The organism is Chryseobacterium sp. 2P, assembly GCF_059579425.1.
This window is the reverse complement of the sequence record NZ_CM184194.1, coordinates 1,070,398-1,092,792: the sequence shown is the minus strand read 5'-3', so window position 1 is coordinate 1,092,792 and position 22,395 is coordinate 1,070,398. Positions and strand designations below refer to the sequence as shown.

At 32.6% G+C, this 22,395-nt stretch carries 22 protein-coding genes; 15 read left to right on the top strand and 7 right to left on the bottom strand.

Annotated features, from left to right (window positions below; all coding sequences use genetic code 11):
• The 12 genes from AC52CF_RS04945 (at position 1) to AC52CF_RS04890 (ending at position 12,602) form a co-directional block, all read left to right on the top strand.
• The gene (locus AC52CF_RS04945) at positions 1-678 is read left to right on the top strand and encodes a hypothetical protein (protein WP_050791097.1); all 678 of its coding nucleotides are present in this window, start codon (positions 1-3) and stop codon (positions 676-678) included.
• An 11-nt stretch (positions 679-689) separates the two neighbouring features.
• Positions 690-1,499 (top strand): hypothetical protein, encoded by an 810-nt coding sequence (locus AC52CF_RS04940; protein WP_002977315.1) that lies wholly within the window; start codon positions 690-692, stop codon positions 1,497-1,499.
• Positions 1,500-1,510: 11 nt separating this feature from the next.
• On the top strand, positions 1,511-2,683 hold the full coding sequence (locus tag AC52CF_RS04935; protein ID WP_002977314.1) for a TraJ family protein: 1,173 nt from the start codon (positions 1,511-1,513) through the stop codon (positions 2,681-2,683).
• Positions 2,684-2,685: 2 nt separating this feature from the next.
• The gene (gene traK, locus AC52CF_RS04930; RefSeq protein ID WP_002977313.1) at positions 2,686-3,300 is read left to right on the top strand and encodes a conjugative transposon protein TraK; all 615 of its coding nucleotides are present in this window, start codon (positions 2,686-2,688) and stop codon (positions 3,298-3,300) included.
• The gene (locus tag AC52CF_RS04925; protein WP_002977312.1) at positions 3,300-3,680 is read left to right on the top strand and encodes a hypothetical protein; all 381 of its coding nucleotides are present in this window, start codon (positions 3,300-3,302) and stop codon (positions 3,678-3,680) included. Before traK ends, AC52CF_RS04925 begins: the two co-directional genes overlap by 1 nt.
• Positions 3,677-4,936: a conjugative transposon protein TraM gene (traM, locus tag AC52CF_RS04920; protein WP_002977311.1), complete on the top strand. Its 1,260-nt coding sequence runs from the start codon at positions 3,677-3,679 to the stop codon at positions 4,934-4,936. Before AC52CF_RS04925 ends, traM begins: the two co-directional genes overlap by 4 nt.
• Positions 4,937-4,939: 3 nt before the next feature.
• The gene (gene traN, locus AC52CF_RS04915) at positions 4,940-5,830 is read left to right on the top strand and encodes a conjugative transposon protein TraN (RefSeq protein WP_002977310.1); all 891 of its coding nucleotides are present in this window, start codon (positions 4,940-4,942) and stop codon (positions 5,828-5,830) included.
• 80 nt (positions 5,831-5,910) lie between these two features.
• The gene (locus tag AC52CF_RS04910) at positions 5,911-7,893 is read left to right on the top strand and encodes a type IV secretion system DNA-binding domain-containing protein (protein WP_002977309.1); all 1,983 of its coding nucleotides are present in this window, start codon (positions 5,911-5,913) and stop codon (positions 7,891-7,893) included.
• A gap of 26 nt (positions 7,894-7,919) precedes the next feature.
• Positions 7,920-8,735 (top strand): M23 family metallopeptidase, encoded by an 816-nt coding sequence (locus AC52CF_RS04905; protein ID WP_002977308.1) that lies wholly within the window; start codon positions 7,920-7,922, stop codon positions 8,733-8,735.
• Entirely contained in the window at positions 8,722-9,903 is a 1,182-nt protein-coding gene (locus AC52CF_RS04900) for a hypothetical protein (protein WP_002977307.1), read from the top strand. The genes AC52CF_RS04905 and AC52CF_RS04900 overlap by 14 nt, the downstream gene beginning before the upstream one ends.
• Before the next feature lie 987 nt (positions 9,904-10,890).
• Positions 10,891-11,916 (top strand): hypothetical protein, encoded by a 1,026-nt coding sequence (locus AC52CF_RS04895; RefSeq protein WP_185205013.1) that lies wholly within the window; start codon positions 10,891-10,893, stop codon positions 11,914-11,916.
• 5 nt (positions 11,917-11,921) lie between these two features.
• Positions 11,922-12,602, top strand: a complete 681-nt coding sequence (locus AC52CF_RS04890) for a hypothetical protein (RefSeq protein ID WP_002977304.1) — start codon at positions 11,922-11,924, stop codon at positions 12,600-12,602.
• Between the two features lie 654 nt (positions 12,603-13,256).
• Here AC52CF_RS04890 and AC52CF_RS04885 read toward each other — a convergent pair.
• From AC52CF_RS04885 to AC52CF_RS04860, 6 genes are all read right to left on the bottom strand, one after another.
• Positions 13,257-14,660 (bottom strand): hypothetical protein, encoded by a 1,404-nt coding sequence (locus tag AC52CF_RS04885; protein ID WP_002977303.1) that lies wholly within the window; start codon positions 14,658-14,660, stop codon positions 13,257-13,259.
• Between the two features lie 433 nt (positions 14,661-15,093).
• Positions 15,094-15,540, bottom strand: coding sequence for a hypothetical protein (locus AC52CF_RS04880; RefSeq protein ID WP_002977302.1), 447 nt, complete (start codon positions 15,538-15,540; stop codon positions 15,094-15,096).
• Between the two features lie 109 nt (positions 15,541-15,649).
• A complete protein-coding gene (locus AC52CF_RS04875; RefSeq protein ID WP_002977301.1) occupies positions 15,650-16,126 on the bottom strand; it encodes a hypothetical protein in 477 nt (158 codons plus the stop codon).
• Positions 16,127-16,488: 362 nt separating this feature from the next.
• Positions 16,489-17,445 carry a zincin-like metallopeptidase domain-containing protein gene (locus AC52CF_RS04870; RefSeq protein WP_002977297.1) on the bottom strand — a complete coding sequence of 319 codons (957 nt, stop codon included), beginning with the start codon at positions 17,443-17,445 and terminating at the stop codon, positions 16,489-16,491.
• Positions 17,446-17,704: 259 nt separating this feature from the next.
• Positions 17,705-18,130 carry a hypothetical protein gene (locus AC52CF_RS04865; protein ID WP_002977295.1) on the bottom strand — a complete coding sequence of 142 codons (426 nt, stop codon included), beginning with the start codon at positions 18,128-18,130 and terminating at the stop codon, positions 17,705-17,707.
• 73 nt (positions 18,131-18,203) lie between these two features.
• Positions 18,204-18,563, bottom strand: coding sequence for a DUF6876 family protein (locus AC52CF_RS04860; protein ID WP_002977293.1), 360 nt, complete (start codon positions 18,561-18,563; stop codon positions 18,204-18,206).
• Between the two features lie 360 nt (positions 18,564-18,923).
• Between AC52CF_RS04860 and AC52CF_RS04855 the strand changes: the two genes are divergently transcribed.
• The 3 genes from AC52CF_RS04855 (at position 18,924) to AC52CF_RS04845 (ending at position 21,632) form a co-directional block, all read left to right on the top strand.
• On the top strand, positions 18,924-19,637 hold the full coding sequence (locus AC52CF_RS04855) for a hypothetical protein (RefSeq protein ID WP_002977288.1): 714 nt from the start codon (positions 18,924-18,926) through the stop codon (positions 19,635-19,637).
• 130 nt (positions 19,638-19,767) lie between these two features.
• Positions 19,768-20,313: a hypothetical protein gene (locus AC52CF_RS04850; RefSeq protein WP_002977286.1), complete on the top strand. Its 546-nt coding sequence runs from the start codon at positions 19,768-19,770 to the stop codon at positions 20,311-20,313.
• Complete coding sequence (locus AC52CF_RS04845; protein WP_002977285.1) at positions 20,310-21,632, top strand: hypothetical protein; 1,323 nt, start codon at positions 20,310-20,312, stop codon at positions 21,630-21,632. The genes AC52CF_RS04850 and AC52CF_RS04845 overlap by 4 nt, the downstream gene beginning before the upstream one ends.
• Before the next feature lie 46 nt (positions 21,633-21,678).
• On the opposite strand, the gene AC52CF_RS04840 is transcribed toward AC52CF_RS04845, so the two are convergent.
• On the bottom strand, positions 21,679-22,365 hold the full coding sequence (locus AC52CF_RS04840) for a hypothetical protein (protein ID WP_002977283.1): 687 nt from the start codon (positions 22,363-22,365) through the stop codon (positions 21,679-21,681).
• Between the last annotated feature and the right edge of the window lie 30 nt (positions 22,366-22,395).

Sequence of the window (22,395 nt, the reverse complement as noted above, 5' to 3'; positions counted from 1 at the left end):
ATGAAAACATTTCTAATTGTATTTTTTCTGCTTTTACTGAATAATGCAAAGTCACAAACCTATTATCAGCTCTATTATAATTTAGAACTGCAGGCTCAGGTAACGGCCAACCAGGCTGCAAGAGTAGCTTCTGAAAAGCTTTACCAAAATTCTTACGAGAAACAAAGAAAAGCTTACGATGATATCAAGGAAAAGGCTGTGCAGGTTGTGGTCATAAAAAATCACATATATAATCAGCTTCGTAATGTCAATTCAGCACTGAAGCAGGGAAAACAGCTTGAAGCCATATACTATGATTTTACCAAACTTATTGGAAACATGGAGAAAATGCTGGAGCTTTCAGCTCAAAAACCTCAGTATGCCGTATTGATTATGAATTATTATTCTAAGCTTTATCTGCATGCGATGAACTCATATGAAAATATAAGCGAATCGGTTCTCAATGAAGAAAATGATTTTCTTATGGACAGCTACGATCGGCAGAAAATTCTTTCAAAAATACAGCATGAGATAAAAATTATGAATGGCTGGACAGTTCACATTATCAATTACCTGAGGAATGCTGAAAAAAAACCATACTTCCGTCATATTGGTGTTTTCAACAGCTGGTATATACGGGACAAAGGTTTAATCCAAAATATTATTAATAATTATAACCAGAATTTAAACGGTTGGTAAAATTATAATCTATGAAAAACATACTATTAATACTATCATTTCTTCCCCTTTTATCTTTCGTAAAGGGACAGACCATAAAAAGAGTTAAGGACAAACACATTGTAGGTCAGGAGAAAAGGCAGGTCTTTTATCAATGGGGAGACTGGCAGCCTGAACCAAAATACTTTTTGGGCATACAGACTAATTATGCCTATGCCATGGTATGGGGCTGGCTGGCTCCAAGTCGAAACCGTGATTACAAAGGCGGAAATGACATCAGACCTTTAGGACTGGCGGGATTGCAAAACCAAAGATATGCAACAACCTTGGTACAGCAGGACAAAACAAGCGATATTCAGGAAGAAGCAAAGACAACATATGAAGAAAACCTGAAAGAATTCTATCATTATTCCAGTGCGACCTCAGGGGCTGATCCTCTTTATCTGCTTTATTATAAAGATGTACTGAACAGTCTGGATAATTTTGACACCGGATCTTCGGCATTATCTCAGTGGGGATTTACTTCTTCGAAAGCCTGGGAACGATTCAATAATTACGGCATCATCGGAGAATGCAGGCGAAAGATCAACGTCATTCAGGACAAATACAAATTTGCTAAAAGTGCAGATATGCCGAGAGGCAAAAGGATTCTTGCCTACCATGACTGCCTTATCGAATGGCGAAAAATGAAAAAATACCTAGCGTACTTAAACCAGCAGGGAGAGAACAGGTTTAGAGCCGAAGTTAAACTTGAAAGTTACAAAACAAAAAATCCCGGAAAGATTACAAAAGAACGGAGAGATGCAGAGATATTCATGGATGTAATGACGGGGCATTTATAGTTAAAAAAATTATGAAACGAAAAAAGATTTTAAAAAGCATTATGAAAATAATGCTTTTATTCATTCCGTGCTTTGCATTCTCACAGGATACACACAGTGATGAATATTACCAGAAAGCAATGGATTTTCTGCAGGGTGAGGGCGTATTGGAAGGCTGGTTTACTGAAAAGTTCCTACCGCTTTACGACAGCTTTATGACCGCAGAATATGGACAATTTATATTATTTGGACAGGCTGTAGCGGGTTTAGGCGCACTACTCTATCTGGGGAATATAGGATGGCAGATGATAGGCGGAGATCGTGAATGGGAAATAGTACCGATGCTAAAACCCTTCGCCATTGGACTGGTTATTGTGAATTGGGTATCATTTGTCGGTATTCTCCGTACTCCTCTAATCAAGCTTCAGGACGTCTCAGAGAGCAGCTTTGTTGAGAGTCAGCAGGAATTGAATTCTTTAAGATGGGTACGTTTTAAAAAACAGCAGCAGGTTGTAGACAGAATTGTTGAAGAGCAAGCTAAAGCACAAGCTGAAATCCAACAACAGGAAGCCGGAGACCAATCTTTAATAGAAGAAGGACTGGATATGGTTGGAGATGGATTAACAAGTCTTATGAGTCCTGTCTATGAACTTTATCTCAGATTACAGGTTGGTTTACAATTAGCCATATCGAGCGCGCTGGAATTGATTGGGTTATGGATACTTCGAATATGTGTCTATGGGATATTTTTTATCCAGCTGATATTTTCGACCATCTTAATTATTATCGGTCCTATACCGGTTGGGTTATCAGTTTTTCCTGCGTTTTCAAGTTTTCTTTCTCAATGGGTTTCCAGATTCATCAATGTCAATCTTTACGGATTTGTGGCATTTATTATTTTAAAAATCGGAACCCTCCTTCAGCTATTTGCCTTTGAGGCAGAAATTGAGAGATATGATCAGATTATCAATACAGACGGCAGTATAAAGAACATGGATTTGCTGCTTACCTATTCTAGCAGTGGGATCATGTCATTTGGATTGGTCATCGTCTGTTTTTTAATTACAGCCGTAGGAATATTATGTGTTCCTACCCTGGCCAATTATATCATTCCGTCGGGCGGTGGTAATACAGGAGCCATGAGTAAGATGAAAAAAGCAGGAATGGCAATAGCCACTAAAGGAGTTTCATTATTAAAAGGATAATTATGGCAGTTGTAAAAAACATTGAAAAAAAAATCAAGATCAATAAAGTAACTTCCATTGGCTGCATAATTTTATCAGTCATCGTCGTTATTGCAGGATTTGTTTTCTCATATAAACAGATAAAAGATGCAAGAAAATCCATCTATATTTTAGATAACGGGGTTCCTGTTTTAGTCAAGCAGACCGATTTGCTCCTAAACAGACCTGTTGAATATAAAGCTCAAGTCGATATGTTTCATTCTTTATTTTTCACACTTTCAGCAGATGACGATTATATAAAATCTCAGACACGAAAAGCATTGTATCTGATCGATGACAGTGGTATGAAGGAGTATATGAATCTGAAGGAAAAGGGATTTTACAACCAGATCATTTCTTCCAATAGTGTGATGACTATAAAAGCAGACAGCATTAAACTCGATGAGCAGAACTTAAAATTTATTTACTATGGCAAACAGACCATTAACCGAAAGACGCAGCTTATCGTCAGAAAATTGATCACTGAAGGTTTTTTGCAAGATCTTCCCCGATCTCCCAATAATCCTCATGGTGTTCTGATCGAAAAATGGAAAACATTAGATAACTCGGACATTTCCGTAAAAGAAAAATTTAGATAATGGAACAGCAAAATAAAATCATCAGTAAAAATCCATCAACCATATGGAAAAGTGTGGAACAATTTGCAGAACGTCAGCCGAAGAGAACATTTTATCTCATGTTTGGATTGATTTTTTTGTCCACCCTATTCTCAATTGGAAGCTTGATTTACATACAAAAAGTTTCCATTCCTGAATACGAAACGATGAAAAAGCAAAATGTCCTAAAGGATGCTGCTACCTCATTCAACTCGCCGTTTACAGAGACAGAAAAAATTCTGGGTATAAGAGAAGCGCTGAAAGAACTTGATTACTATCGGAAAAAAAAGATATTGAGTTCTTCCGATAGTTCGAGAATTAAATATCTCCTCGATAAATACAATATAAATAATTCAAGATGAAAAAACTCAATTTAAAACAACCTAAATATGTTCTTCCCCTCATCGCCCTGCCATTCGTTTTAATGATAGGGTATTTTTATGTTCAATTCACGGAAAACTCAGGAAAAGACAAAAATAAACTGGCTGAGAGTAAAGACATTTCCACCGATTTCGGAAAAGTTGGAGAACGCTCTGAAATTAAAGGAAAGGCCGACGCTTATGCTGATTTCTTTGATAAAAGAACCGATGGAAGAACCATGATTGACGGTTTCGGTGATGAGCATGAAAGTCTTGAAAAATTTGATGATGATCTTTCAGAGCGACAGAAAAGGCATATTGACAGTATGAATTATGTCAGAGAAAAAGAACGTCTGAATAATCTTTCCCGACAGGCCAATCGACAGTCCTACTATAACGCGATGGATGCTAAACAGTCGAAAGAACGTGAGGATGATCAGTACGACAGAAGTATGAAAATGTTAAAAATGCTCAATGGTGACAATAACGGGGTAAACAATTCAGGAAAAGCTGATACTCGGAGTGCTGAAAATTCCGACTGGAAAAAGGATCAGATGACCTTGATGAGAGAGCAGATGATGTTAATGGATAGTATCGAAAAAGCAAACAACCCTGAACTTAAAAATCAAGCCAAAGCCATTGAGAAAATGAAGAAAAATGAGAAAGAGATGGATTTTTTTCTCAATTCTACATTGGATGTAACAAAAGCCTCGAAAAGCACAGAATTCAATTCGATCTTCAGACAACGTGAAAATAACTTTATCAAAGCTGTGATCGACGAAAACATTAAGGGCTTTGCAGGAAGCAGAATAAGGATTCGCCTACTCGAAGATGTATACGTCGGAAATGCAAAAATATCGAAAGGTACTCCCCTTTACGCATTGATCAGTGGATTTTCACTGCAAAGGGTGAACCTTAACATCGTATCGGTAATGCATCAGAACGAGATTCTTCCTATCAGTCTCAATATCTATGATGTTGATGGCATGGAAGGATTGTATGTCCCAAGTTCGGCATTCCGTGAAATGACAAGATCTATGGGAGAAAACATTGTGCAAGGTCAAAATCTTTCCAGTGGTAGCGCTGATTTTTTTACCACGACGCTTAGCTCAGTATATCAATCCACCTCAAAAACAATATCGGACGTAATACGGAAAAACAAGGCAAAAATTAAATACAATTCTTTCGTTTACCTCATTGACAACAAAGAACTTGAAAAAAAGAAAAAGAACATTTATAAGAAAAACACCAATCCATAATCTATGAAAAATTTCATTATTATCCTTATGCTGATGCTTGTTTCTACGGAGACATCCGCTCAGAATACAGTACTATCGAGAGTATATAAAAATAATCTTCCCGAAATCTATATTACAGGTAATGTCAATCTTCATTTCAGGAGCCCCCAGCCTATTCAGTTTGTTGATTTAAGTACGAAACACCTTATAGGCGATCTTCCTACAGAAAATGTTGTAAGAATTAAAATACAACAGTTTGAAGAGGAAAGCCATTCCGCTACCGACAGTATTAGAATAAAAGAGGAAACTCCGATTTATTATTATGATAATCAGGAATTAGGAATTGTTACCATTGTCGGACAATCCTTTATGGCTCAGTACAAGCTGATCTATAAAGTTGACAGCAGTGCGACTATAATGACCAACATTGAAATTTTACCTGAAGACATGCAGGCTCTTGAATATCCGGATTACCAGATGTCCAGTGCCGAACTCAGAAAATATTCGGTGGAGATTATCAGAAAAAAAGAAGCAAATAAAATACGTAGAAACAGAGATTTGGGAATCGAATCGCAGCTTAATAATGTATACGCTTTTGGTGATTATGTATTTCTAGATATTAGTTTTAAAAACAATACAAATCTCATCTATGATATTGACAAACTTAAGTTTTCTATCGATGATAAAAAGGTTTACAAAGCCACGAATGTTCAGTCTATTGAGATAGAGCCTGTATTCCGTCTGTATGACTTAAAGACATTTAAAAAGTCTTACAGAAATATTTTCGTTTTTAAGAAATTCACTTATCCGAATAACAAGGTTCTAAACATCAGGCTGATCGAAAATCAAATCAGCGGCAGAACAATTAATCTGGAGATTAAATACTCAGATATTTTACAGGCTGACACTTTTTAATATTCATTTACATCTAAAGTATAGCAGACAGCTGGGAACTCCTGGCTGTCTGCTTTTTATATAATTCAATTTGAGAAACAATGCAGGAAAGTAAAGAACAACAAAAAATCTACGGATTCTTTCAGAAAGCAGTCTATATGCTGGTTTTGATTGAATGCAGCATTATCTTTTTTGGAGGTACTCAGATTCCGATACTTCCAAAGCTATTGAAATCATTTGCGAAAATGCCATTTCTATTTCCTCCGTACCATGCCAAACTTGCTGAACTTCTGTTAATCATACTAATTGCAATTGGTACAAAGCCAAAAAAAAATCAAGATATTAATATTACAAAATCAATCCTTTTACCAATAGTCGTTGGATTACTGATGATGTTTGGTTCATTGGCATTTATAGATGATACATTTAGAAAAGACATCCCGCAGTTTACTCCCTATTTTAATATCTATCAGGCTGTTTACGCATTACTTTCATTCGTAGGTGTTTTAATAACCCTTTTAGGTGCTGACAACATCAGCAAGATTATGAAAATCAAGCTTGGTAAAGACCGCTGGAACATTGAAGAAGAATCATTCGATCAAAACAAGGAATTAATTACGAATGACTTTTCAATCAACATCCCTTACTTATTTTATTATAACAAACGGATGAATCACGGATGGATTAATATCAATCCATTCAGAGGTACACTTGTAATAGGAACGCCCGGTAGTGGTAAATCTTTTGGAATTATTAATCCGGCGATCAGGCAATTGATTGGCAAAGGATTTTGTCTCTGTATTTATGATTATAAATTTCCAGATTTGGGAAAGATAGCGTACTATCATTATCAATTGAAAAGGCAACATGACGAGAGCTATAAGCACGAGTTTGCGGTAATTAATCTTAATGAAGTTGAAAGATCAAAAAGAGTCAATCCTTTAAGAAAAGAATATCTCGCTACATTAGCAGAAGCTCAGGAAATGGCGGAAGCAATGGTGTCTTCACTTCAAAAAGGTGGTGGGTCAGGAGGTGGAAGTGATCAGTTTTTCACCCAGTCAGCCATCAATTTTCTAGCATCATGCATCGCTTTTCTTGCAAAATATGAAGAGGGCAGATTTTCGACCTTACCGCATCTGCTTTCATTTATGAACCGTGGTTACGAGGAAATTTTCAATACTCTTTTCACCAATATAGAGCTGCATTCTCTATTATCAACTTTTAAATCGGCTTTTGATAACAGGGCTTTCGACCAGCTGGAAGGACAGATCGGAACACTTAAGATATTTCTATCCAGATTGGCAACGAAGGAAAGTTTCTGGGTATTTTCAGGTGATGATGTCAAACTTAAAATTTCTGACAGAAAAAACCCTACAATCATTGTCTTAGCGTCTGATCCCAATACACAGGATATTAATTCTGCATTATATTCTACCATATTAAATAGACTATTAAAACAGATTAATTCCAAAGGCAATTTACCAAGCGGAATTATTGCCGACGAGCTGCCGACTATTTATATACATAAGATAGATAATTTAATTGCTACTGCAAGAAGCAATAAAGTAGCTGTACTCCTTGGACTGCAGGAAATTCCCCAGTTCCGCCAATTTTATAAAAAAGAAGTTGCAGACACGATTACAGCAATCATCGGAAATATTCTCAGTGGCAGTGCTCGAGATAAAAGTACACTGGATTGGCTTGAAAAAGTATTTGGCAAAGTAAAACAAAAAAGCCAGTCTATGTCAATCAATAATAATCAAACGACCATTTCAATTCAGGAAAAGATGGATAACCTCATTCCTGCCGGTAAAATAGCAGGATTAAAAACGGGAGAAATGGTGGGTATTATCGCAGGTGATGAAAATAATCAAACTGAAGAATATAAAACTTCGGCCATACACGGCAGAATCAATCTTGATATGAAAAGTATCGAGGATGAGGAAGCTAACTATATTGAAATGCCCGTGTATTATAACTTTAAAGACAAGTCAGGAAAAAATGATAAAGAGAAAATCCTGATGTCGAACTTTCTACGAATCAACAGAGAAGTAGAGTTGATCATTAAGGACTTCAATCCGTAACTCTAACAACATAAAATTTAAAAAAAATGAAAAAAACAGTAATACTGATGCATTTGTTAATTTTTTCAAATTTCCTACCTCAATTTAATACGGCTTCCTATAAAGGAAAACTCAATACTATTCGATTGAACTCCTCTTTACAAAATCAATTCACCACCAGCTTTTTGTCTTACCATATTGCAGGGAAGTTGAATAAAAAATATTTTGAGAAGAGTAAAGATTCATTGAATAATGCAGCAAATGAAACTGAGCAAACAACTACTCCACAAGCCAATTCAATTAAAAAAGATGATGATATTCAAGCGACGTCGGAAGACGATTCATTGTCAGAGAATCATCCATCCGAAAAAAAATACAGAAATAAAAAACTTTCATTATTAGAATACGAAAAATACCCAACTGAAGAACTACAGATTATTTATATGCCTTTAGAAAAAATGAAGATCACCTCGAATTTCGGGCATCGCTTTCATCCCATCGATAAAATTGAAAAATTTCATGCCGGTGTTGACCTGCGGGCTAACAGCGATTATGTATTTGCAGTATTGGATGGAATCATTAGTGATACAGGTTACAGTAATGGTGCAGGAAATTACATCAAAGTACAGCACGGCGATTTTGAGACCATATATCTGCATCTGCAAAAAACTTTTTTTTCATTGGGCGACTTCGTCTATGCCGGTGATATTATCGCTATAAGTGGTAATAGCGGGAAAAGCACTGCACCGCATCTGCATTTTTCAGTGAAAGAAAGAGGAAAATATATAGATCCGGTTCATTTCTTAAATGACTTAATAAAAACAAACAACGCAATTTCAGATTACAATTATGGAAAATACTAGCACCTTACTTACAGATGAACTTAGAAAGTTCGGAATCATGAATCAGCAGGATCATTTTTCCGAGAAACTCTCAAAAAAAGAAATTGATGATTTTCTTAAAGGAGGAATTCTCATTGCCGAAAATGATAAAAACAGGCTCACTTTTAAAATAAATGACGATAAGCTTGATGTCAATGTTTATAATAAAGATATAGTCAATCACAAAGACCTTTCAACTGCCGAACTTTTTGAAATTTCTTCAAGCAATAGAAATCTTTACAAAGTGATGGCTGACTATGGAAACATCACTCATATTGGAACAGGGTACTTTAATAAGAACCCGGAAAACGAAATGACCACATTTGTTGAAATAGAAAACGAAAGGGGAAAAACAATCTTTTTCGGAAACAAGCTTGAAGATAGTCTTAAAGATTTTAAAGTTGGAGATAAAATTCAGATTATTCAGACCGGTGTTGAAAAAACGGTTCTTAAAATAGATGATGCTGATGAAAAGGAACTCGCAAAATTTGATAATGTTTTTATAATAAACCCGTTCAAAGAAAAAAATAAGCAGTTCCAGTCCAGGATTTTTGAATTGGATAAAAAAGACAATACGATAAAAGATGTGGATACAACAAAATACGAGCTCAAAAATGTTAACGGTCACAATATCTCAGAAAAACAGCTTCAGCAATTACGAAAAGGTAAAGAGCTTAAGTTAGATGATGAAACCACCATACAGATAAGTCCGGCATCAAAAAATGAGGCTAAATTGAGCGCAAGTTCAAAATCACTCCTGATACTATCCCTTGCGACGGATGGCGGTCTTAGTTTCTTGATCATAAAAGGCATTCAGAAGCTTGCTAGAATGCAGGAAGAAAATCAACTACAAAAAGAAAGTATAAGATATCAGGTCGAGCTTCAAAAACTAAAAGCACACCTGAAATCGAAATCAGAGCAATATCCTGATAATAAAAATATCATAACTGACCTTAATATTGTCAGCAAAGAAATCTCTGCTTCTCAATCCTCTTTAAATGAAAATACTAATAAGGAAAAAGAAAAGAGCAATATTAATCTTCAGGTTAACGATCCAGATATGTATCAAGATGCTAATCAAAAGAAAGAGGAAGAGAAACGAGATGCAGAAGAAGCATCAAGGTCAACATCTCATTCCAGAGGACGGTAATAATGATAATTATCATGCTCCTAAGCTTAGAAACGCTAAAGATATTTCAGGGAAAAATCAGTGAAAATGGAAATCTCTACTTTTTAGGATTCAGAAAGAATAGCTGGACTATTATTTACAGAGATGGCTCATCACTAGAGACAAAGTCTTTTTACCAGATTATAAATCATTTTGGTGATTTGATCATCCATAATATATACTGTTTCAGATACATTTTGGAAGCAATGCTTTTTTTACAAAATAAACATTGTGATTATCTAAGGAATTCGCTAATTATCATTACCGCGTCAAAAAATAAAAAAGAAATAAAATCCTTTTTATTTAGACGATACATTCAGAAAAATCTTGTCGTACCAAAGATTCATTTATTTCATTCACTGCGAAATTTTGAATTAACTGTACTCTATCTTGAACTTTTAGATAAAGGAGTTGTCTCTGAAACCATTCAGCTAAAAGGTCAAAATTATCTAAAGATAAAGTATAAATCAATTCAGATTATACTTGATACAGAACAGCAGACGAAAAGTAAAATTTTGTTTCTGTTAGGTATAAATGATAAGATCTTTAAAATTCGCAATTATGATCTATCACATTTAATGAGTGATAGAAATCTCTATTGGTAACCTCACATCCAAATATATAGCAATAATGAAAAGCGATGACGCATTAAAATCAGAAGTTGAGATTATATCTGAATACTTTAGAAATACAAACAACAGTATTTGGTTAAAAGAAGGGCTCCGTGGTTCAATCTCAAGTGAAATTGACAGCTATAACTCTCTTATAGAAAATCTTCAAAACAAGAGAAAAATGTTTTCCGGAATTGATCTAACTATTTCACCTTTTAATTCCTCAGGAGCAGACTTCAAAATAATTATAAAAAATGACAGCGAAAGACTGCAGCTACTCTCGGGATTGCTAAATTTTCGATCCAAGCAAATAAATGATTTAGATAACAAATTACATAACAATCATAATATTAACAACATGGAAAATAATGTATTTCAATCCAAAAAAGCCGATTTAGAAGTAAAAATCGAACTGCCCAATCAAGAGAAACCGTTTTTTGAAAAAATGTCCACTCCTAATAATTTGGTTAATATGCTGCAAAAAGCGGGGCAGAAATTAAATCCAAATGAGACACTACGCGTTAATTTGAACGGTACTTCATTAGTGCTCACCAAAGAACAAACCGAGAAGCCAGAAATTCTTCAAAACCTGGAAACAGAATACAATAAAGTTAACAGGCTAAAAAACGGGCATCCTGAAGAAAATAGAAATCTACAAGATTTAAAAGATCAGATCAAGTATTTAGGTTTTGGCGAAGAACAAAAAGTTCATACGGAACTGGCTGATAATTTAGCTTCAGATAAAAAAGAATTTATCATCAATATTTCTTCAGATAAAGCATCTTTCAAAAACAATGAAATCAATTTTGAGCTGAAATTTCAAAAATCTGAAAAAAATGAAAACTTCTACTTAAACTCTTTCCTTGCAAATCTTAAGAACAATGAGAAGGATGTCAACTTAAACCATACATTTTCCGCTAATGGAAACTTTACGGCTAAAGAAGCGATCAATCTTTTAGAAGGCAGATCTGTTAAAACGGAGATTTATAATAAACATTTGGATGCAAAAGAGGATGCTTTTGTAAAGCTACAATTGAATGAAGAAAAGAATGAAAAAGGAAATTTCAAGCTTCAGGTTTTTAATAAAAACTACGGAATTGACATTGAAAAGATCATTGATAAAGCAAAACTTCATTTTGATAACGATAAGCACAGAGAAATTACCACCAAATCACTTGAAAAAGGCAATATTGTTTCGGTAAAATTTTCAGATCTGAAAAATAATATAGTCGAAGGAAAAGCAATTCTCAACCCCCAATACAAGATGCTGAATCTGTATGATAATAAGATGAAAAGATTCAACTCTAATGAGCAGGCCTTTCAAAAGGATAATTCGGAAACTAATGAGGTAAAGAATCAGCAGAGCCATTCCCGAAAAATTTAATATCTATGAGAGTTTTTGCTTTATTATTCTTTTGTTTATTTCTAGTTTCTTGTAATAAGGGAAAAAAAATTCAAAGTAAAAGAGGTGGAATTGATATAGTCACGAATATTTATTACAGTGCTTCAAAAGGTCTTGAAGAGCACCAACAGATCATTTTGTCCAAAATGAACTACCAGGATAAGGACTTAATAGAATTAGTCCCCAATATTCAAATTCCAGAAATAATTGACAGTGTATATTATATCCGTGATTCATTATATTTCAGCATTGGAAATACTTTACAGTCAAAATCTTTGATTTTTAAAGATCAAAAATTTGAAAATGGTAGAAATGTCAAAAATAAAAGGTACGGAGCAATGTGGATTGACTTACCTATATCCAACTATCAGCAACGGAAAAATCTAAATGACACTGTACTTTATGGAAAAAAACACTTTAAAAGATTCCAAATTATAAGTAGAGAGACCTACAGTATTTTCTATCTAAATAAAACCGATACTATTCTACCCTATTCTCTTAATCCGCTTGCTGACAAGGACTATGGAGGACGGCTTGAAAGAATTGACAGCTATGATAAAAAAAGAGATTTATTCACAACAATCGTATTGCTGCCTAGGAAACGATGGGATAAAGAAGCTGCGGATATTTTTGAATATAATCATCAAACAAATATTGATTCCAAATAAAAAATCCCAAGCCAAATTGGCTTGGGATTTTTTATTTGATTGAAGTACGTTTTTTTGAAAGTTTAATCAACACTTGATCTGAATCTTTAATTTCAATTAATTGCTCTTCTATAAATAAAAACACATTTTTATCCAAAATAAAAATATCAAAAACAGTGTATCGCTGTTTTGAAAAAAATTTCCCCGTCAAAATAATGCAATTATTATACTTGACTGGAGGAGAAAGCTTAAGAGTAACTTTTGATTTGTTTGTCTTAGCGTAGAAGACAATAAATTTTCTTTTTTCGCTGTACTCAAGAACAAAATAATGTTTGTTATTTAGAACTTTTAGTGAAGTTAAGTAAAATAGGTTTTGAGCATCAATTTCGATCTCTTTTTTTTGATCATGACTATAAATTACGTTATTAAATATTTAAAAAATCAAATAATTTAGTGATAAATATTGCTTCGACAATACAAAGAAAAAGTTTTAAACAAAAAAATCCCCAAGAAGATGGGGATAAAAACTAATAACCATGAAAACTCAAATTAAACTTGAGAATCGCGGCAAAGGTATAAAATATCAGATGATACTTTGTCTCAGGACAATACAATGGCTCTATCCAATCAATTCTAATTATCAATGGAAGCTCCCACTAAATATTTAAAAGCTCACTAATTATATTGATTACCTTCTAAATTTTCTATATCATCTTCCCAGTGAGGTCTATTAAAGCCACTTACTGAATCAGCCAAAAGCAAATCATTTTTTAGAACAGGATAATGGCTTTGTTTATAAAAACAGGTAGTTTCAGCCCAATCAAAATTATTACTGGAAGCAAGCAGCTGAATACTATTACAATGTATCGCTCGGATATCTTTTTCTTTATAATCAAATCCCTGTATTATTTCCTCCGACTTCAAAAATCTTTTTCTTTCTACATATGGTCCGTCCAAATTTTCATAGCCGATATGAATAATTCCTGGACCATCAAGTGGTATTTGATCTACTGCTTTTACAAGAAGTCGTTTTACGTCCTTTGCTTTCATATTTATAGAATGTTCGGAGACACTTGTCCATTTAAGAATACTTATACTTCCTACTTTGTCAATGTAAAGATTTAGAATATCAAAATTTTTATCCTTACCCAATTTATATAGTTCATCGTGGTTAAATACGGTCACATAATTACCCCCACTTTCATATTTTCCAATGCAAACCTCAATTAATTCCGGTGAATTGTTTCTAATATCTCTTTCTTTTAATTCTCTATTTATAGAAGCCAAGTTCAACGGTCTAAATGAAATTTCAATTTCAGAAGTTTGAATTTGTGCTCTTTTATCTCCACTATGAATTTTAAGATATTCATTAAAACAATCAACTAAAATATTTTCGCCTGTCTCTGAAACTGGAACCTTAAAAATAATATCAATGGAATACGACAATTTATATTCTTGCAAAATGGCAGTCAATCGTAAAGATCTGTTTTGCCATTCTGACCTTTCGCTTTCAGAATAATCCGGAACTTTCTGCATTCTTTTACATTCAACCCAATATTGTTGTCCATCTTTTCTAATCTGCAAGTCCGGAGATTTATAATAAGTGCTTTCAGGTATAAAGGATACTTTCCATCCATTTTTACAATATAAATTTGCAACTGCCAGTTCAAAAAAAATGGTATCAGGGTGATTCTTTTTTTCGTTCAATAATTCCTCAATCTTTTTCTCTATCCCATCAATCTCAAGAAGTGTTGAAAGATTCTTCCCTATCATCGAAAAAAACGGAAATATACGAGCGGATTGTAGAGCGTCACCAGATAAAGGTCTTTCAAAGATACTTTCTACCAGATACATATACCATGCAATCCAGTCATCATAAAAAGCAATTGGCATGACGAGTTTGCCATCTTTACTTTCCGCTTTTTTAAATCCATACTGAATAGCTTCAACCTCACGAAAATATGATACAACTTTGTCTCGTCTTTTCAACCATCTTTCATCTCCCATTCTCGACACAAAAAAATTCAATGCTTTTTTTGCATCTATCGCCCAAGGTTCTTTTATGTAAATATTCACCATTTTAAGTAATTACTATTTTATATCTAATATACTTTAAATTTGAAAATGATTGAGATCATTCTGAATGAGCATTTAAAATATGATTAATTGAGTATTTTAAGTTAAAATTTCAACGAGTTCCGAGTTAGTAATAATCCTTTTGAAAAAAGGCAAGATACTCTTTTGTAGGCTCATTTTATATAAATGGACGTCCAAAAGGACATCTTGCACCACAAAAAAAACAAATTATTTTTACAATATCATCTTCAAAAGCCATTTTTTAAAAGTTGAAATCAACATTTGCAATAATGTGTAAACCTACAATTGAACAATTATATAAATATATATTGACAGTATTATTGAATTATATAAACATATAATTCAACAATTCAATAAATACATACTACCGTATTTATACAATTATATATTTAAATTGATGTAGAAATATAGAATGTTATAATTCAACAGAAAAAAATTCCAAAGGAGTTTTGCTGACAAAAGAAACAAGAAATTCAAAAAAAGCGGAAATAGAATAGCTTGAAGAATCAGATTTTTCATTGATGTAATAAGTGTGCATCAATTCATAATAAAGATCAGAATATTTTAGTGGAAGTAGAAAATTGATACTTTCCAATATTCTTTCTTCTTTTGTATTTTCAATCTTAGTTCCTCTCTTTTTATAAAAAACAAGATACTGCTCATTAGGAGCGGTAACCTTATGATATTTTTGCTGAAAACTCTTTTGAACATTCAGTAATGTGACACATAAATAATGTCTATAGGAAAATAGGGATAACAGGTCGTTATCCTTGTAATAAGTAAAACTGCAAATCTTAAAATTGTCCACTAAAGACTTATCGGTTTTTACCAATAAGTTTTTGGTTGCTTTTTTTGCGCACATAGAATGCTTATTTATTAGCCAACTTGCCGATTCAACGACAACAAATTATTACAAATGTAAAACTAAAACCGAAAAATATAAATCATATTTTTACGGCTTTACAAATTATTTAAAGCACAATAGACAATTTTATTTTGTCTTTTTTAAGTTTCTGAACCATTTCAACAGCTTTCTGTCGTTGGAAAACATAATATGCCAACTCTTTTGAAGGGCTGAAAAGGGGTAATTTTCCATTATAAATTCTTATAAACTTGGAATAATACAATCCTTCGTCAGAGGTAAAAATATATATTTTCCTGTGAGAAGCATAATTAATCCAGTCCGCTAATTTATCTTTCAAAATAGCCGGGTCATTTTTAAGTTTAATGGTAAATGATTCATTTCCTTCAAAAGAATCATCTTTAAAAATAAGATTAAAATTACTGACATAGCAGCTTAAAACAATATTGTTTTCAGTTACCATTAAGGGATTATTGATATCTCCCAGTAAATCAATGGTAACATCATTTGCTTTAAAGAACTGTTTTATTAGAAAATTCCTTCTTGCAATGTCCGTAAATAAATTGTGATTTGTACTCTCTTCCATTTCATTGTTATCAGAATTAAACAAATATACTATTTTTTACCTATTAAACCAATTTAAAATATTTTACCTATTATTTCAAAAATATTTTTATATTTACATATTCTTATTAATCAGAATTAATAATGAAAAGAATAATAAAATTTGTGGTGTACGGAGCAATAGCGTTTTACATATTTCTGTTTGCGTTTATAGGTAATACCACTGACAATAATAATGCAAGAAAAATATCTCTAACTTTAGTTATTATCGTCGTTGGCTGGAATGTCTTGAAGAATCCTTTAAAAAGATTCTTTAGGAAAATATTTAATAATAATTCTTGACGATAATAGAAAAGGCTGCCCTATGGCAGCCTTATTATTTTATCAAAGTTGTTCAAGAAATTTCTTTGCTTTTTTAGATGATGCAAATGCTTTCTTGATATTTTCCTCACGCTTAGATGTATTTTTGACAGACCAGCTTTTAAGATATCTTACGGAATTGATAAACTCCTTAGTAATTCCAAATTGGAGGCAGATTAGCATACTACCCATTTCTGCAATAAGTTCTTCAAAAGAGTAACTTGTTAAATCTGAATGACCTTTTAATTCTCTTTTTAATCTGCTTTCGTGACCAGTCCAGTGAATGATCTCGTGAAATAATGTAGAATAATATTTATCTTCAGATATAAAATATTTCTTTTCTGGAATTGAAATTATATCTGTTAAAGGCGTATAATAAGCTGTACTAGAAAGAGTTTGCCTAACTGTTAGATTACCGTTAGTAATAATTGAATTGATAAATTCTTCACTATTACATTGTTCCTGAAAATCCAGTACTAGATTTTCCTCTTCAATGACAGTATCAATATTTAGATCGGCTATATTTTCAATCAGTTCAGCATTAAAAACGGTATAATTCTTTAAACAGCTGATCTTATTAATATTTTCTCTTTCATTCACCGACATTTCTAATACTTGTTCTCTGCTATAGATTTTACCCGTCTCTCTATGTTTGTAGATGAAGCTAAAAAATTCAATGATTGTACCTTTTGCTCCTTTTTTTAGTCTGCCACCGGCTTTCGAAATAGAGTTGAATGTCGCATAATCGGCGGTTTGGAAATTATTGATTAAAGCATCAATATAAAGAGCTACTGTGTTAAAGCCTTGATATTGCTTTTTTGTAAAAAGATTTTTCGGCATTTGAAATTGCACATCAGCATAATGTTCCCAGTCCTGCGGATTAACTTTATCAAGGTTTTCGAGTATTTTTAAAATGAATCTATCTTCATTTTTTTCTTGTGAAGAATCTTTTGAATTACTTTTTTTTGTGAATGTTTTCATAATACTTTATTTAATATTCTGACTTTTCTATTGTTTTATGTGCATTCCAAAAGAAATCTGTCATTCAATAAAACCGGAATGAAAGAATGTAATGAAGGCTTTGAAATCTTTTTGTTCGAAGAATTCAGGAGTGTCTGAAATTATAGCTATGCTGTAATTATAGAGACCCAAAAAGATTTTTTGATTGGAGGATGGATTTCTAATTTCGCATAAGAAAACCGAGAAAGTCAGAATATAAAGGATTAGAAAACAATTAAAATTATTCAATCCTTATTGATAATAATCTTTGAAGATGCTGTGATTTTTTCAAATCGACATATTTGATAAATTCAGGTGTCTTTTTGAACTTCTGAAGTGCTCTGATAAACTTGAAATCTGATTCAATTACACTTGAGACTTTTATACAGGCAGTTCCAATATCTCCAAAGCAGTTGCCTATTCCAAATAAGAGAGAATAGTAAGTTTCTGTAGTAAGCGGTCGGTCATAATGGGCTAGTATCTTTTTACCTTCTTCATCTTCATTTAAAAATCTAAGTTCTTCATTGAACATTGCCTGTGTAAAGAAAACACCATAGTCAACGCCATTGAAATTTTCATAGTTCAAATCAAAGTTTTCTTTCAGAAAGTTATTTACTTCCTCAGCTAATTGAGCTTCTTTTAAATATATAATTGAATAAGTTCCCATAAAATTTATAAGTATTCTTAAGTTTGGAATTTGATAAAACGATTACCTATACATCGTGAGGTTTTCATATTATTTAGTGTTCGCTTGGAAGTAATAGTACATTACCCTCTTTCCAGATGGTAAATTCTTCAAAAAAGAAGTCAGAGAATGGAATAATGGCTGACATTAACTGATTTTCATTTCCGTCAGATGCAGAAAGACTAAACTGCTCATCCTTGATTCTTTTAATCGTCCATACTTGAAAATCTTCACTTTGAAATTTTTGAGAAGTCTGATAAGATGCTATACAGTCCAGAAACCAGTAGCACTCTTCTTCATATGCCACATTTTTGACTCCGTCAGTCAATAATATTCCAAAGATGTAGGAATAGTACTGCTCAGTTCCTGTAAACTGATTGTAAAAATCATTAGCTGAGATTTTGGGATTTTTCATAATTGCCAATTTTTTGGGTTAATATTTAAATTGTTGAGAGCAGTTGATATTTTAACAGCATTGTTTTATAATCTACTTTCTCCCTGTTTTTCATTGCTTCTGACGAAAGAAATTCAGATTCAATACAAAACCGCAATGAAGTATGTAATGGAGGCTATGAAATATTTTTGTCCTTCGGATTTAGGAGTATCTGAAAAAAATGGCGCAGCATTTTATTTAGAAACCCAAAAAGATTTTTTTGTACAGAAACTGTATTTATAGTTTTGCAAACCGAAAACACGGAACATTTAGATTATAGCAGGTTTAAGAGAACTATTATCTATACAACAACAGCTGGATATTTACTATATTTGGTAGCATATGTGGATAAAAGAAAAACCTCAGCAATTATTGGATTCAGGAAGTACAACAGCCAATTTTTTATACAAAAAAGGAAAGGTTTATGTGATGGATAATCATCTATGTGCAGCGTGGTGCTGGTTACAGGAAACAGATATCACTAAATCATACGACTTCTATCATATTGACAGACATAATGACCTATTATACCCTATTCCATCTATCAAGGAAGATTTATTAAATGATAATGTTGATCTTGAAAAAATTACATTTGAAGAATATGTTGAACTTAATGAAAATCATCCGGAGGAACTCAATATAAAAGCTCCGTTGTTCCGCTGGGATAATTATATATTAAATCTAAATGAAGTATATCCGAATTTCTTTGGAACTACACATTTTATAACCAAAGAGCCATATCCGGAAAATGAATTTATAGATTGGGAGTATAAGATAGAAGACTTTCTTAACAGCTTACATCATTGGCTGAAAGATTCCAAAAATGGCGGTATAGTAAATTTGGATATAGATTTCTTTTATTCTAACAGTAAAGGCTATTATCAGATTTATTCTGATGAATTGATCAGAAAAGTCGGGAATGTATTAGTTGAAAATATGGATAAGATAGATGTCATTACAATTGCATTAAGCCCTGAATGCTGTGGAGGTTGGGAAAATGCCTTTAAAACAATGAAAATTCTTGACGAAGTACTCGATTTAGGTATGGAAATGTAATAACTCTTAGTTGCAACAACTCTATATTTTTTTGATAACAAAATCAAGATTAAAAGTAGTTTAGAATGACAATTGACAACTAAAACGATTAATTTGTATATTTGGTGAAAACAATAACTTTAATAACTTAATGACAGAACTTCATCTTGATCTTACTTTAGATAAGCTACAAGGCCCACCAAAAGAGCATATAAAAGTTCACAATTATTGGGCTGCTGTTGGACTTGATCGCTATCATAAAGACTCTAAGGCTGAATTTGAATTTACCATTGACGGAAAATCCAGCAAAAACATTGTTACTTGGGATTCCAATTTTTCAAAAGTAACAATGAAGGAGGATAAAGATATTGCTAATCACGGTGGTGTTGCATTGGCTTGGTTTGTAATGTCAGTAATAATGGATTACAAATATGTAGAACAAACTGAAATTGGCGATGGCGTTGACTATAGATTTTCTAAAACTGAACCTGATGATGATGATTTGAATTTTCTTGACGAAGAATATCATTATGTAGAAATATCCGGTATTTTGGAGGAAAACAAATCAAATACCTTAATAAATCGCATAAAAAAGAAACACGAGCAAATTAATAGAGGTTCAAAAAGAGACCAATCATCATCTGTCGTTGTCACACTTTTTGCCAAACCTACAACCATAAAAGAAATTCATAAATGAAACCAAAGTTACAACATAGAGAAGCTATGGATTACTCATTTAAGGCTAAGCAGGCTTTAGATGAAGGTGACTTTGATGCTTCATTAGAACTATACAAAACGGCAGCTAAATTAGAAAGTGAGGTTGCAGATTTCTATTTCGACAAACCAGACCTTGAACCCACAAGGAGTATACTGGTAAGAAGTGCTGCGTTTTTAAATTTAAAAGCTGGACAGATAGAGGAGGCACAAAAGTTTATTTTTTTTGGGTTAACTAACAGTAAAGATGAAGAGGTTAAGGAACAATTGTATGACGCCTTAGAGATTTTAGTTTCTTTAAAAAATATTAATCCTTTTGGGCAGACAAAAGAATATACCTATTTAAGTATTCTTAGACAAAATAGCACACATTATACTATTGAGCCTACCAAGCTTGAATTTGGTCATTCTGTTACTTTAGAAATGATTAAAGACTTTACAGATAATTATTTGAAATCATTAAAGGCATATGCACTTACTAAAGTTAGGCGTTTGGTCAAATTTAGAGATGACAGTATAAGTGAACTTCAAAAAGAAATTGATAGAATTATTAATCCGGTCATCACAAACTCAAGTTATGGAAGTTTTCGATTTTCAATTGCTAATGATTGGATGAAAAGAAATGACGAAGAAAAGGAAATTGTTAATTTAAAATCAAATATTGTTAAAAATTTCCATAATGAAATTTTCATTAATCCTCTTGGTGAACAAGAAATTACCGAAATCAAAGAAGAATTTTCAGAGGAGGAAATAAATGAAATATTCAGGCCATTAGCCAAAATCAAATCAAATAATTCCGGTTACAGCATTGGAGTTTATGACACAGATTCATTTTCAAAAAAGTATATTCCAAAAATTGTTAACAAGCAAAAAAAGGAATTACTTACTACAAAAACATTGTCACAAGAGGATATAGGTGAGCTTGTTACTACAATTGCTCATAAACGTGTTTCTGAAAAAGGTAAAGTTTCAAAGAAAACAATTAGATCGGAAGAATTCAAAAAATATGAAACGACTTTCAAACTAAAGGAGATTGTACCAAAAGACAAACCGTCAGTTTTATTATCTGAGGAAATTCTGATAGATATGTTATTTGATTCAAATATCGGTTTTACATTTTCATTTGACGATTTCAAAATATCATACACTGATATCGAATATCAGAAAGCACTTGACGGATTTAATAATAGTTTTTATTCCAAAATAATTTCATTGATTAAAAAGACTGATTTGAACACTGAAGAAAATGATGACCTAAAAATCATAAGTAGATATATCGGAAATCTTGATGCCTTGAATTAAATAATATCTTAAACTACTTTTTTAAAAAAATCAGTAGTTTAAGTTATTATTTGTTATTGTTTCTCCATAAGAATTCAAATTTCAAAGAATTACTTCTTAATGTGTCAACCGTCTGTTTAAGCTCTTCGCAGTAATCACTTAGTCCAAGATTCATTTCAATTTCAGTTTGAATTTTCCAAAGTGATCGACCTAAGTAATTAATTTCGTTCCTTAATTCAACCATTCTATCTTCGGACATTTTAGAGTTCAAAACAAAATTTGACTCAGAACATACGTAGTCATCACCTGCAAGCACATATTCATTATCATCAGTTTGAATAAATCCTAGTTCGAGTGCCACTTTTTTCGACGCATCAGCAAAAGATTTTCCAATTTGATTTTCTGTGATAGTAATTGTTTGCTCATCTCTATTAATAAATAAGTGAAACAAAACTACATCCTTCATTGAGTTGGTCAAATGTCCATTTTTTCTATGTTCTGGTACAACATACCAATGTAAATCACTATACATATCCAAGACTACAGCTACATAAGTTTTAGTTTCATTTTTAATGAAGTAAAATTTTTTGAATCCGTCTGAAGATGTAATATTATCAGTTATTTTCGGTTTATTTATCCAGACCTTAGCGAAATCTACATTCGGGCTTAAAGGTCTAAGATAAATAACACTTTTTGTTCTCTTACCTTTATTATTTAAATCATCTATTAATTTTTGTAAAGCCTTGTTTGTCATAAGTATTTGGTAACATCGCTATGTAATTAA